9 protein-coding genes and 1 pseudogene are annotated in these 12,886 nt (G+C 59.5%); 1 reads left to right on the forward strand and 9 read right to left on the reverse strand.

All coding sequences use genetic code 11. The features are described 5' to 3' along the window. Position 1: 1 nt before the first annotated feature. From nifX to nifH, 6 genes are all read right to left on the reverse strand, one after another. Entirely contained in the window at positions 2 to 496 is a 495-nt protein-coding gene (nifX, locus tag M728_RS27330; protein ID WP_026622881.1) for a nitrogen fixation protein NifX, read from the reverse strand. Then, entirely contained in the window at positions 465 to 1,847 is a 1,383-nt protein-coding gene (gene nifN, locus M728_RS27335) for a nitrogenase iron-molybdenum cofactor biosynthesis protein NifN (protein ID WP_026622882.1), read from the reverse strand. The genes nifX and nifN overlap by 32 nt, the downstream gene beginning before the upstream one ends. Next, on the reverse strand, positions 1,844 to 3,349 hold the full coding sequence (nifE, locus tag M728_RS27340) for a nitrogenase iron-molybdenum cofactor biosynthesis protein NifE (RefSeq protein ID WP_026622883.1): 1,506 nt from the start codon (positions 3,347 to 3,349) through the stop codon (positions 1,844 to 1,846). Before nifE ends, nifN begins: the two co-directional genes overlap by 4 nt. A 59-nt stretch (positions 3,350 to 3,408) precedes the next feature. Next, complete coding sequence (nifK, locus tag M728_RS27345) at positions 3,409 to 4,950, reverse strand: nitrogenase molybdenum-iron protein subunit beta (protein ID WP_026622884.1); 1,542 nt, start codon at positions 4,948 to 4,950, stop codon at positions 3,409 to 3,411. A gap of 125 nt (positions 4,951 to 5,075) precedes the next feature. Continuing rightward, a complete protein-coding gene (gene nifD, locus M728_RS27350; protein ID WP_026622885.1) occupies positions 5,076 to 6,578 on the reverse strand; it encodes a nitrogenase molybdenum-iron protein alpha chain in 1,503 nt (500 codons plus the stop codon). A 105-nt stretch (positions 6,579 to 6,683) separates the two neighbouring features. Then, positions 6,684 to 7,577, reverse strand: a complete 894-nt coding sequence (gene nifH, locus M728_RS27355; RefSeq protein ID WP_026622886.1) for a nitrogenase iron protein — start codon at positions 7,575 to 7,577, stop codon at positions 6,684 to 6,686. Between the two features lie 1,437 nt (positions 7,578 to 9,014). Here nifH and M728_RS27360 point away from each other — a divergent pair. Continuing rightward, the gene (locus M728_RS27360; protein ID WP_370906512.1) at positions 9,015 to 9,257 is read left to right on the forward strand and encodes a helix-turn-helix domain-containing protein; all 243 of its coding nucleotides are present in this window, start codon (positions 9,015 to 9,017) and stop codon (positions 9,255 to 9,257) included. 180 nt (positions 9,258 to 9,437) lie between these two features. Here the strand turns inward: M728_RS27360 and groEL are convergent. The 3 genes and pseudogenes from groEL to M728_RS27375 form a co-directional block, all read right to left on the reverse strand. Beyond that, positions 9,438 to 9,857, reverse strand: a pseudogene (gene groEL / locus M728_RS27365) (chaperonin GroEL); the annotation flags it as partial. 234 nt (positions 9,858 to 10,091) lie between these two features. After that, entirely contained in the window at positions 10,092 to 11,156 is a 1,065-nt protein-coding gene (locus M728_RS27370) for an LLM class flavin-dependent oxidoreductase (RefSeq protein WP_026622543.1), read from the reverse strand. 118 nt (positions 11,157 to 11,274) lie between these two features. After that, positions 11,275 to 12,876 carry an SDR family oxidoreductase gene (locus M728_RS27375; RefSeq protein WP_026622544.1) on the reverse strand — a complete coding sequence of 534 codons (1,602 nt, stop codon included), beginning with the start codon at positions 12,874 to 12,876 and terminating at the stop codon, positions 11,275 to 11,277. Between the last annotated feature and the right edge of the window lie 10 nt (positions 12,877 to 12,886).

The following is a 12,886-nucleotide window of genomic DNA, read 5'->3' on the forward strand; positions in this document are numbered from 1 at the left end:
TTCAGTCCTCGTCCTCAAAGGATTTCTTTTCGGCAGCACCTGCTTCCGTCAGCACCTTGCGCAGCCAGGGCGGAGGAGCCGTCCTGAGCATGGTCTGGGTTCGCGACAGCACATCTTCGATGGATTGAGGCTGCTGCACTTTGATTGGATGGATTTTTGCCGAAACAAGCTTGGCTGCCGAAGGCCCGCCGATAGCCCGGCAAAATAGTAGGTGACAGCCCTTCAACGCGTTGACCTTCGGGGTAATGCGGTCCTCGCCCTCAGCCTGGTGCTTCCCGCTCTCGTCGGAAACATCTTCAAAGGCAACGGCTTCAACGAAATTCCAGTCATCGGAGGTCACGTCATAGAGCGCGAAGCGCTTGGCCGAACCGAAATGGGCGTTGAGACTTTTCATGTCTTGCGTGGCGATCGCGATGCGCAATGCGCCGCCTTTCCGTTGCGGCCTCGGTGAGTGAACTTCGTCATTAACGAGCGATAGGCGACGGGCGGCTTTCATCTGGCATTTCTCGGTTACGGAATGGATCGAGTGATTGAGGCGTTGGCGCGTGCTGGTCGGCCTGGAAGATGTTGGCGACATCGAAGATCAGGTCGCGCGTCCCTTGATAAAGTGTCGTGAGCTTGTGCTGGCTGCCGAGTCTGTCGAAGATCGGGAAGCCAACGCGCATGAGCGGAATGCCCAGGCGCTCGGCGGCCTGTCGACCATGCGAATGGGTGACGAGAAGATCAGCGCCCGCGGCAAGGCCCTCGAGATCGCCAAGATCACCGACCTGCATCGGATCGGCAGGCACTTTCTCGAGTATTTTCGAGGTGCCGGTCGTGGTGACGGCCGCCGAGATTTCGGCGCCCATGCCGGCGAAAAACGTCGCGAGCTGATAGAGTTGGTCCGGCTCGGCGGCGATGGCGATCTTCTTGCCACTGAAATGAAAATGCCCATCGAGCAAGGCGTCCTGCAGCTGTGCACGGCGACGGCGGATTTTCGCTGGCGCCGGCGCACCGGAAATTGCGGAAAGCAACGAGACGAACCGGTCGGCTCCCTTCAATCCTGTAAGGGTCTGGAACAGCGCATAAGGCACTCCGGTCAGTCTCTGCAGCACCTCCGCCGGACGGCGCATATGCTCCCCAATCGCGATGCACTGCACCGCTGCGCCCATTTGTTGGATCTCCTCGACGCGGGTGCCACCATAGGTGGTCGGCACCCAACGGTCGTCAGGCACCGTACCATCGAGCGAACCAGAGAGGTCGGGTAGAATTACCGGCTTGAGGCCGAAGCTTTCCACCGTCTCGCGCAAATGCTCGATATCAGCGACGGTCAGATTCCAGCCGGGCAGGATTACAATCTTCTTCGACTGCCGCGCCTGCTCACCAGGCCGTGTAATCCTTGCAATCATTGCGGCGACGGCCTTGGCCCAGCCCTCCTCGATCGCTCCGTCGAAATCCGGCGTGTTGGCCAGCACGATCTCCGTGGCTGCGAGTTCATTGGCGCGCTTCATCTTGATGTTCGAGAGATCCTTTGCGAAATCTTCGCCTCGGATTTCGACCAGCGCCGTGGTACAGACCCCGATCAGTTTCGGGTTCGTGCGGGTCTTTAGATTGAGGATCGCCTCCTCCAGATGGTCCATGCCGCCGAGGATCGTCGCCACTTCGTCCATCGCCGTTGTCTGCAAAGGGACGGCTTCCTTGAAGTGCCGCACGAGAAGAACCAAGGCGAAGCTCGTGCAGCCTTGGCTGCCATGGAACAACGGTATGGCACCACTGACCCCAAGAAAGGCGAGAGCGGCGCCCAGCGGCTGAGACGACTTTAGCGGATTGACCGTTGCCGATTTGGTTTGAGGAAGAATGCGATTCATCGGCTTCCCTCAAGGGTCGCCGAAGCCGTTGGCGGCTGTTGTGTGACTACTTTTGCGAAGGCGTGGACGGTTTCGGTTTTGCTCTGCGCACCCGGCAGTTCTTCCTTCACAACAGGTTGGTATTCCCACGGTGCCGGCTCCCGCACTTGACACCATATCGGGTTATGAATGGCGAGATCGATCTGGCGAACGAGCTCCACCATCCCGTCGTAGCCGGCATAGGGGTGCTGACGCTCCTGATTGATATCGAGCCAGGGTGTCTTGGCTTTCAGCGCGATGAATTGCGTGCGCCCGCCCGACAGCATGATGTCGACCTTCTGTTCTGAGAGCATGTCGTAAAGCTCGCGCGGCGCCATCGATTCAAACATGTGGCTCTCATCCTTGAGGATCTGCTTGATCCGCTCCTTGTCTTCGACCGTCGATTTCTTGACGGAGGTGCCGACGATCTCGATGCCGATCTCCATCAGCGCATGAACAATCGACCAGGACTTCACACCGCCGGTGTTGATGAGCACGCGCTTGCCTTCGAGCCTCGACCGGTATGCCGCGAGTCTCTTCCATGCAATCGCCTCCTCCTCAGCGATCAGTGCTTCGGTGCGCCTGATGATGTCCGGATTGGCGCCCTTCGCCACCACAAGGTTCGCGATCTGCCTGAGTGCTTCTGAAGTGTCGCTGATGCCGTAAAAGGAGCCCTCAAAGAACGGGATACCCCAGCGTTCCTCCATCTTGCGGGCAAGATTGATGAGCGCGGTCGAGCAAACCAACATGGTCGCGCGGGCACGGTGCGCTGAGGCAATATCAAGGTAGCGCGCGTCGCCCGGAATACAGGCGCGCACCCGGATGCCCAGCCGATCAAGGAGCGGCTTCACTAGCCAGAACTCACCGGCGAGGTTGAATTCGCCAAGGACATTGATGTCGTAAGGGCCGGCATCGTCAGGCTCCACCGTACCGATGACATGATCGAGCAATGCCTCGCCGGCAAGCTTGTTACCAAGGTTCTTGGAACCGACGAAGCCGGGCGCATTGATCGGTACCACCGGCAAGCCGAACTTTTCCGCTGCACGCTTGCAGACCGCCTCGATATCGTCGCCGATCAGTGCCGTCACACAGGTTGAATAGACGAAGATCGCCGACGGCGCATGCGCTTCCTTGATCTCGCGGATTGCTCTGAAAAGCTTCCGCTCGCCCTGCCCCATCACCACCTCGAACTGGGTGAGGTCGGTCGTGAAGCTTCTGCGCCAAAGGGTTGGTCCGGACGAAGCCGCACCGCGGTTGTCCCAGGAATTGCCCTCGCAGGCAAGCGGTGCATGAACGAGATGTGCCACGTCGGTGATCGGCTGCAGCACAATCTTGGCGCCGTCAAAAGCGCAGCCGCCGGCTGCCGCGCCGGGGGTCAACGGTTTCGAACAGCCCATTTTGCGCGCCTTGTCGTCCTTGCCGCGATTTATTTCGCAGCCGGGCTCGTCGAAAACATCCTGGATTTTAGCGGTTGGCGAAGACATTGCGCCGGTCTCCAAGTCCATCGGAAGAGGGCTGGCCGCGTCTCAGCCAACCGCCGCTCCTAACGGGTGAGGTCATATGAATAGTCCGTCACTCCGACCTTGATCGTCTCGCGGTCGAGCTTGTCGAAAATCTTGTCGAGGATCGTCGTCAAGACGCGGAGCCCCCCTTGGTAGCCCATGAGCGGGAAGCGATGGTGGTGGTGGCGATCGAAAATGGGAAACGCCAGCCGGATCAGCGGCGTGCCGGTGTCCCGCTCCAGATATTTGCCATAGGAATTGCCGATCAACAGGTCCACCGGTTCGGTGAAAAGCAACGAGCGCATCGCCCAGAGATCCTTGCCCGACCAGACTTGGGCATCCTTGCCGAATGGGGAGGATGCAAGCAATTCCTTCATCTCCGCTTCCCAGGCGGACGTGCCGTTGGTGGCGAGGCAGTGGGTCGGCTCCCCGCCAGTCTCCATCACGAACCGGGCCACGGCGTATACGAAGTCGGGATCCCCGTAGATCGCGTATTTCTTACCGTGCAGCCAAGCTTGGCTGTCCGCCATAGCGTCCACAAGTCGACCGCGCTCCAGGCCGATTGTCCCGGGGATTTCCTTGCCGGAAATCTCCGAGACCTTCATCAGGAATTCGTCCGTCGCCTTCACTCCGAGCGGATAGTGGAAGGAGGCGGTCGCCTGTCCGAACTCCTGGCAAAATTCCAACGTCTTGCGGGTGTTGTAGCGCTGCAGCGACAGTGTCGCTTCGGCGTTGAAGGCCGCTTTCACGTCCTCGATCTTCGTACCGCCGTCATACATGCGATACGTGCCGTCCGAGGGTGTGTCGAATTGGTCGGAGGCATCCTGGATGAAGGCGTAAGTTACGCCCATCAGGTCGAGCAGGCGCTTCAACTCGCGATTGTTGCCGACGCAAAAGCCGTCGAAACCCGGAATGATATTGATGGATCCGGCGGCTTCCTTGCGCTCCTTGCCCTTCCAGAAGTTCTCCAGGATGCCCTTGACCATGCCGTCATAGCCATCGACATGGCTGCCGACGAAGGCCGGCGTATGAGCGAAAGGAACGTCGAAGTCAGCTGGGACCGAGCCCTCGCCCTTGGCGTTTTCGATGAAGCCGTGCAGGTCGTCACCGATGACTTCCGCCATACAGGTGGTGGAGACGGCAATCATCTTCGGGTCATAGAGCGCATAGGTATTGGCGAGCCCGTCGATCATGTTCTTCAGTCCGCCGAACACCGCCGCGTCCTCGGTCATCGAGGACGAAACTGCCGATGAAGGCTCTTTGAAGTGTCGCGAAAGGTGCGAACGGTAATAGGCGACGCAACCCTGGCTGCCATGGACGAAGGACATGGTCCGCTCGAACCCCGCGGCCGCGAACACTGCGCCGAGCGGCTGACAGGCTTTGGCGGGGTTTACGACAAGCGCTTCGCGGGCGAGGTTCTTTTCCCGGTATTCCCAGGTTTTGGTGTATTCGCCTTGATCGGTAACGATCTGGTCCGGGTGCGGACATTCGAAATTCAGCTTCTTCTCGGCGAGCATTTGCCTGTATTCCGGCTCCCGGAACAGCGGAGCATGGTCGAGAATTTTTTCGGCCGACTGCGGCATGGTCATCACCTTTTTGCATCTGACGCGCCCAGACGCCAACACAGGGGCGTTGAGGCGTTTCAGGTTTTCTGCGGATCAATGGGTGCTGGCGTTCATCGCCTTCCTGGTCGCGGGAGGCCGGATCCTCATTCGGCTGCGACCGCAGCAGACTTCATGGCCTTTTTCTTCCAAGGGGCTTCGTAGAGGTCCCAGATCGGGCTGTTTACGGCTAGATCCATGTCGCGGGCGAAGATGGCGAACCCATCATAGCCATGATACGGGCCGGAATAATCCCAGGAGTGCATCTGGCGAAACGGGATGCCCAGCTTCTGCACCGGGTACTTCTCCTTGATGCCGGAGCCGACGAGGTCGGGGCGGATCCGCTCGATGAACTTTTCCAGCTCGTAACTGGTCACGTCGTCATAGATCAGGGTCCCCTTCTTCACATAATGGCCGGTGCGCTGATAATCATCGTTGTGAGCGAACTCGTAGCCGGTGCCGACGATCACCATGCCGAGGTCCTCATAGGCCGTGATGACGTGACGAGGGCGCAGACCGCCGACGTAGAGCATCACCGTCCTGCCTTCGAGGCGGGGCCAATACTTGTCGATGACCGCATCGGCCAGGGGCCGGTACTTGGCGATGACCGCCTCGGTCTTGTCCACGATTGCCGGCCCGAAATGCCTAGCTATCTTGCGCAGAGAGGCCTCGATCTGCGAGGGGCCAAAGAAATTATACTCCATCCAGGGAATGCCGTATTTTTCCTCCATGTGCCGGCATATGTAGTTCATCGAGCGGTAGCAGTGGATGAGGTTGAGCTTGGCCTTCGGCGCGCGCTCGACCTCAGCGAGCGTCGCGTCCCCCGACCAGTTGCCGACCACGCGCAGTCCCACTTCCTCGAGCAGAATGCGGCTGGCCCAGGCGTCGCCGCCGATGTTGTAGTCGCCGACAACGTTTACGTCGTAGGGGCCGGGCTCGAAATCTGCGTTTGCCTTGTCGAAGACCCAGTCGCGGATCGAGTCGTTGGCGATGTGGTGGCCAAGCGATTGCGAGACGCCGCGAAAGCCCTCGCAGCGCACCGGCACGATCGTCGTTTCGTGCTCCTTTGCCTTTTTGCGTGACACCGCCTCTATATCGTCGCCAATCAGACCAATCGGGCATTCCGACTGGATGGTAATACCTTTGTTTAAGGGAAACAGCTCCTCGATCTCATCGATAATCTTTCCAAGCTTCTTGTCGCCGCCGAAAACGACGTCCTTCTCCTGGAAGTCGGAGGTGAACTGCATGGTCACGAAGGTATCGATGCCCGTCGTACCGATGTAATAGTTACGGCGCTGCGACCAGGAATATTGACCGCAACCGACCGGCCCATGTGAGATGTGGATCATGTCCTTGATCGGCCCCCACACAACACCTTTGGAGCCGGCATAGGCGCATCCGCGGATCGTCATCACGCCCGGAATGGACTTTATATTTGACTTGACGTCGCATTCGGAAAGGACCTCGCCCGTCTCGCTGGCTTCCTCCCCTCCTGTTGCGACGCTGAGATGTTTCTTGCGGCGGTTTGCCGCCTTGCCTGGATACTGCGACAGCACTTCCTCGATAAGCTTTTCATGGAAAACGCCGTCATTCTCGTAGTCGAGGCTCATGGGGCCTGTTCCCTTTCAAGGTTCGTGACGTCTAGCGGCGAGGCCGCGTTTTTAGGAAGAGCGCGCCGGGTCGAGGCCGGCGCGCTCCCGCTGACGGCGGGGGAGTTAGTGGGCAACCGCCAGCTTGGCTTCTTTGGCCTGAAGCTCCGCAAGCATCTGCTCGTCGGTTTTCATGATGCCAAAGTCGAGCAGCATGTCCTCGAGTTCCTCCATGGTAATCGGGGTCGGGACGGTGCCCTGGCCCGAATTGGCGTGGATCTTCTCGGCTAGCGCGCGATATTCCCCGGCCTGCTTGGAGTCCGGCGCATACTCGATCACTGTCATCTTCCTGAGCTCGGCGTGCTGGACGATGTTGTCACGCGGCACGAAGTGAATGAGCTTGGAATTGAGCTTGGCAGCCAGCGCCTCGGAGAGGTCGAGCTCGCGGTCTGTCTGGCGCTCGTTGCAAATCAGCCCCCCGAGCCGCACACCGCCAGAATGGGCATATTTCAGGATACCCTTGGCGATGTTGTTGGCTGCGTAGAGCGCCATCATTTCGCCGGACATGACGATGTAGATTTCTTGCGCCTTGTTCTCGCGAATGGGCATAGCGAAGCCGCCGCATACGACGTCGCCGAGCACGTCGTAGGAGACGTAGTCGACGTCGTCATAGGCGCCGTTCTCCTCGAGGAAGTTGATGGAGGTGATGACGCCACGGCCCGCGCAACCGACGCCCGGCTCCGGGCCACCGGACTCCACGCACTTGATGCCTCGGTAGCCGACCTTGAGCACGTCCTCGAGTTCGAGGTCTTCCACCGAACCTTCCTCTGCCGCGAGGTGCAGAACCGTGTCCTGCGCTTTCGAGTTCAGGATAAGGCGGGTGGAGTCGGCTTTGGGATCGCAGCCGACGATAAGGATCTTCTGCCCGAGATCGACAAGGGCCGCGAGCGTATTTTGGGAGGTGGTGGACTTGCCGATGCCCCCCTTGCCGTAGAATGCGATTTGACGCAAATCTGACATGTTGCCTTCCTTCCTTCGTTCCATCCATCGCGCAATGGCGGTCGGCAGCTCGCGCCGCCTCGCAATGAGGAGTTTCAAGACTCGTGCCAAATCTGCCTGATCGAGCCGAAGGAGAATATTTTGATTGTTTTTTCAGGTAATTACACTAAGCCGAAACAAGACATCGGCTAAACAAGTCTGTGTCGCTGATCCGACAAAGCCGACGGAAGCTGTCGGATGCTGTTCCTTGGCGATCGCTTTAGATTGACCTCGGTTAGTGATGACGACAGCAGAATCAACGTGCTTCGAAATGGAGGCGAACGGACATCCATGCTCCCAGGTGGAGAGTGGGTGTGGTTCCCAATATGAACCTCCGCTTGGTTATGAGCTCCCTGAGGAAAGGCGCGAAGTCACGACCTCGGCTCCGCGGTGGGTGGCGCCGATAAAACGGTCACGAAGGTTGCGCTGCAAGAAATCCGATCTCCACCGAGCTGAGGTCCATTGCGCCTTCAGCGCCGGTAGAACCAAGGCGATGTTTGCCACTGTCCTCCCAGGCCTCGCCTTCCTCCCAATCGGCAACCGCCAGCTCCATATGCTCAATGCGATGGTCGAGTTTCTCCTACGAACGGCCGAAGCGGGCGCAATTTAGGGCCGCAAGTTGCGTTGTCAGCTTCTCTCTACATAGGTCGAAATTGGACGGCTCTGGATTGATCACGTGCAAGAAGCGAAGGGTATCCAGAGTTTGGCGGCGACGGTCGGCCCGTCACTCAACCGGGTTTTCGACGGCCGTCCACGCCACTTGTGCCGACTGCGGCGCCATGCCCAGCAACCGGCGCACGTTCCGGACGAGATATGATGCGATTTTCGCAGCGCAGACTGTGCCTCAGAGCTCGACCGAGGCAAGCATCCTGCACCCATTGTCTGATTTTGCGGAGTCCGCGACGGGGTAGTGATCGGCTGTCTCTATCACGCTCATACTCAGTATGCGGAATTATTTCTGAGCTTCCGCTGCACAGTTGGCACGACTTTTGTAACTCCATGTCGCGAGGCGGCAGGAGCTGCCGACCCGATGTTCGTGTCGTGGGTGACATCGCGATTGATGGAATGACCCCGACCATTGGCAGAATGGACCGCTTATGGAGCTCAGGGAACTGAGTAACCTCGACCTGCGCTGACCGGCAGATGTGCTCGTCACCGTCAGCCGGCCCGGATCGACTAGCGTTGTGCTCGCCTCCGACCACTCGGTCTCCGACGGTCGCCCACGAGCAAGGAGATCGGCGTGTCCGACTGGTTCACAGCTCGCAAAGTGCGACACCATTATGCGGCGTGGGGTCTTCCCGCCACCTGCCTTGCAAATTGTCATACTTATCGCACAAATATTGCGCTGCAACATTATCGATCTGTCCTGCCCCTGTAGCTGCGATATCCCTAATGATACATGATAGAAGGAGTTGCCCTATGGCAAATTCAATGAGCAATGCAGGCGCGTCCGTCACGAGCCGAGGCGACGTCGATATCGGCGCCGCTGTTCGGCGATCTCGCGAAGCGGTGGGATATAGCGTCGAGGATCTTGCATTGACCTGCGGACTGACTTGCGCAGAAATCACAAGCATTGAACTAGGCGCTGATGTCGACCCGGGCCGGCTCAGGCGCATAGCGGCGGCACTTCGAGTGCCAACCTCCACGTTCCTGCTGAACTAGCGGAACGGCCGTCACGCTGCTTGCGATACCCAAGCCTCCTGCGTGCGAAGGCCAGCCATCGGCCACAGAGGTAATGGTAATAGCTGCAGCAAGATCGGCGTACATGTGCCACTGGAACGTGTGGGGATGGGCAACATCAAGCGATGTGATCGGCTTGAGATGAGCCGGGCTAGCCTTGACCGCACGCAGCAGTCCACGCCGCCTCCTCTGGAGAATGCCTTCCTCGACTGCCGCACGCGTTGCATGCAGCGAATCGTCGACGCGGTCCGTCGGTTCCTTCACTCGACTTCCGTCGAGCCGACGACCCGAATTACGGCAGCGCCGCCGGCGAGCCTGGCAAGGCGCTCCTGCAGCTTCTCGCGATCATCGGATGTCGTCTCTTCGATCTGCGCCCTGATCTGCGCAACGCGGCCATCAATGTCGGCTTTCGCGCCGGCGCCGTTGATGATCGTGGTGTTCTCCTTTTCGATCGAGACCTTCGTTGCACGGCCGAGCATGTCGAGCGTGACGTTCTCCAACTTGATGCCGAGGTCTCTGGAGATCTCGGTGCCTTGCCGCCAGGATTGCAATATCCTCCAGCATGGACTTGCGCCGGTAGCCGTTGACGGCGAGGTCGATGTCTCGTTTCAAGTCCATCGGGTTCATGCCGGAGGCGACGGCCTTCGGTCCTCTCTGACGATCGCCTGCGCGAGCACGGTCGCGGTCGTAGTGCCGTCGCCTGTAATGTCGCTCGTGTTGGAGATAGGTCATCGGGGGGCATTCAGCGGAAGCAACTCTCCCAAGCACGTCGGAACAACCAATAGTCGAAAAGCACGCCGTCGTTCGAATTAGCGGTCACTCTGCCATCCCGGCCGCGTGACCAAGCGACTTGTTGACTGCTGGGATGATCTTTTCTCCCCAGAGCTCGATTTGCCGCAGCATCGTCTTCTGGTCGAAATCGCCCAATTGGGTCTGAATCGCGATCTGAGCCGGTCTCAGAATACTGATTTCTTCCAGCAGTCGGTCGATCACCCGATTCACGCTGCCGATCGGCAGGTTCTCGCGCATGGTCTCGAACGACAGATCCTGTTCCGTCGGCGTTTCCTGCAGCAGATAACCGTCCTTGCTTTGCTGGCGGCGTTTGTACAGAGCCTCCGATAGCCGGCGTTGGAAGCGGGCATTGTCGAGATAGCTGTTGATGTCCGCCTCGTCGTCGCTAGCATAGCAGCAGCGCAACAGCGACACTTTGGCGTCCGAGACATTCTTGCCCTCGAAGGAAGCTGCTTTTTCCAGGCTTTCCCGCAATGTGCTTAAAGCATCCAAGCCATCGTGAAATGCCGTGACCAAAACGTTGTGTCCCTCTCGAAAAGCCCGGCCCATGCTGGGTGGCGACGCTGCGGCGACCCAAATTGGCGGCCGTGGTTTCTGAACGGTACGTACCGAAATCGCCGTCGACGGTATCTTCAACTGATGGCCGTCGTGCTCGAAAATTTCTTGATCGAGGCCCTTGAGGAGGATGTCCAGATATTCGGAAAAGACGGCTGGCGCCTGATCGATGTCGATGCCGAAGCGCTCGAACTCGAACTGCTGGTATCCGGAGCCGATGCCGAGCTCAAGGCGGCCATTCGAAACGATATCGGCGAGGCCGATCTCGGAAAGCAGGCGCTGCGGTTGGTAGAGCGGTAGCACGCAGACCGCGGTGCCGAGGCGAATGGCGCTCGTCACTCCGGCGCAATGCGCCACCATCATCAAGGGCGACGGAATCAGCGAGTAATTGTTAAAGTGGTGCTCGGCGAACCATACGGTGTTAAAGCCAGCCTGCTCCGAAAGAACTGCCTGTTCGATTGAGTTGCGAACGACGCTTTCGGATGATTGATGATAGCCGCGCTGGGCTGCGAGGATGAAGGTCGCGAATTCCATGGCGTTTCCTCGGTTGCAGGGAGATTGGTCCGTAGGAAGACTCGACAGGCGCGCGATTTCCGAAAGCTTGGCACTGCTTTAACGGGCCGCCGCACGTCGCCCGGCGGATGGTCGACAATCATTTCTGAGCCTCCTTTAGTTGTTCCTGATCGAGCTTTCTTCCCGATCCCGCATCGCCAAAACAGGTCCAGCCGCCATCCACGTGGAGGATGGAGCCGTTGACGTATGAGGCGTCAGACGAAGCCAGGAAGAACGCTGCGTCAGCGACGGTTTCCGGCTGTCCCATCCTGCCCATACGGTTCGACTGGCTAATCGCTTCTGGGTCGATGCTGCCGAGCTTTGCCGAGCGAGCGATGCCAGGCGTGCGGATCTGGACAGGAGCGACGGTGGCTGTCCGAAGGCCAACCGGTCCGAGTTCGGCCGCCAGGCACCGGGTCAAAATCTCCAGCCCCGCCTTGGACGCGCCATAGGCATGGTTTGGTGCGGAGGGCAGAATAGTATCGATCGATGCGACATTAAGGATCACGCCGCCGGGGCGCATCGTCTTGATGGCCTCACGCGCGCAGGCGAAGGCGCCGGTAAGATTGACATCCACGGCGCGTTCGATCTGGGTCGGTGCTTGTTGGATCCCTGGCACAAAAGTATCGGCCGCAGCAGTACAGTTGACGAGAACATCGAGCCCGCCGAAGCGCTGCCGCAGCTCCTCAAACAGCGCTACGGCCTCCCTCTCGACAGCCACGTCCACGGATTTCGCCATGTGCTTGCCACCGAGAAAACCAGCGAGCTCTGCCGCTGCTGCACCGTCTCTGTCAGCAATTGCGACAGTGGCGCCGCTTGCGGCAAAGCGGCGAACGACGGCCGCGCCAATGCTGTTCGCCCCGCCGGTAACAAGCACGATCCGCGCTCCGGTGTGCTCGGCCGGAGGGGAGAGTTCTGCTGGCGCCGCCGCATATACCGGCGGATGTGCATCGCCGGGCTGATTGAAGCACATCCAACCACCATCAACCGTCAGCACCGAACCGTTGATGTAACCCGCGTGCGTGCTAGCCAGAAAACGCACGGTCCTGGCGATCTCGTCGGGACGCGCCATCCGCCCCATCGGCACGCGGCGGCGAACCGCCGCGAGGTCTATCTTGCCTGCATGCTCCAGTCGGGCAATCATTGGCGTGCGGACATACCCAGGCGCTACTGCCGTCACGCGGATGGCGCTCGAAGCCAACTCGCATGCCAGCGAATTCGTGATCGCGATAAGGCCCGCTTTCGAGGCGGCGTAGGCATTGCGTCTGGGATTCCCGAGCACGCCCGCCATCGAGGCGACATTGGCGATGACAGCGCCCGGCTGCATCCGCCGCGCTGCTTCGCGGGCCATGACGAAAGGCGCGATCAGGTTTATTTGCAACGTGCGTCGAAAATCATCGACGCTCGTGTCGACAGTCGCGGCCATTGTGGGCCCCACAGCCGCGTTGTTGACCAGTACGCCGACCTCAGCAAACTGTGCATCGATCCGATCGTAAAGGGCAAGGATGTCCTCCTCCCCGGAGACATCGAACTCCAGGCCGAGATGCGGCTGGCCAAGACTGCGGCCCAATTCAATCACGCCGCTGCCAGGGAGGTCCAGCGCGACGACAATGTCTCCATCGGCGGCAAAGACATCGACCAGGGCACGGCCGATCCCGCCTGCAGCGCCTGTAATGATGACAACGCGTTCTGGCGACTTCATAAAGGAAGCT

Source organism: Ensifer sp. WSM1721 (genome assembly GCF_000513895.2).
Taxonomy (GTDB): Bacteria; Pseudomonadota; Alphaproteobacteria; order Rhizobiales; family Rhizobiaceae; genus Sinorhizobium.

Bases quoted from the DNA above. Each gene is read 5' to 3' on its own strand.
- nifX (WP_026622881.1), bottom strand. From the start codon at position 496: ATGAAAGCCGCCCGTCGCCTATCGCTCGTTAATGACGAAGTTCACTCA.
- nifN (WP_026622882.1), bottom strand. From the start codon at position 1,847: ATGAATCGCATTCTTCCTCAAACCAAATCGGCAACGGTCAATCCGCTA.
- nifE (WP_026622883.1), bottom strand. From the start codon at position 3,349: ATGTCTTCGCCAACCGCTAAAATCCAGGATGTTTTCGACGAGCCCGGC.
- nifK (WP_026622884.1), bottom strand. From the start codon at position 4,950: ATGCCGCAGTCGGCCGAAAAAATTCTCGACCATGCTCCGCTGTTCCGG.
- nifD (WP_026622885.1), bottom strand. From the start codon at position 6,578: ATGAGCCTCGACTACGAGAATGACGGCGTTTTCCATGAAAAGCTTATC.
- nifH (WP_026622886.1), bottom strand. From the start codon at position 7,577: ATGTCAGATTTGCGTCAAATCGCATTCTACGGCAAGGGGGGCATCGGC.
- M728_RS27360 (WP_370906512.1), top strand. From the start codon at position 9,015: ATGGCAAATTCAATGAGCAATGCAGGCGCGTCCGTCACGAGCCGAGGC.
- M728_RS27370 (WP_026622543.1), bottom strand. From the start codon at position 11,156: ATGGAATTCGCGACCTTCATCCTCGCAGCCCAGCGCGGCTATCATCAA.
- M728_RS27375 (WP_026622544.1), bottom strand. From the start codon at position 12,876: ATGAAGTCGCCAGAACGCGTTGTCATCATTACAGGCGCTGCAGGCGGG.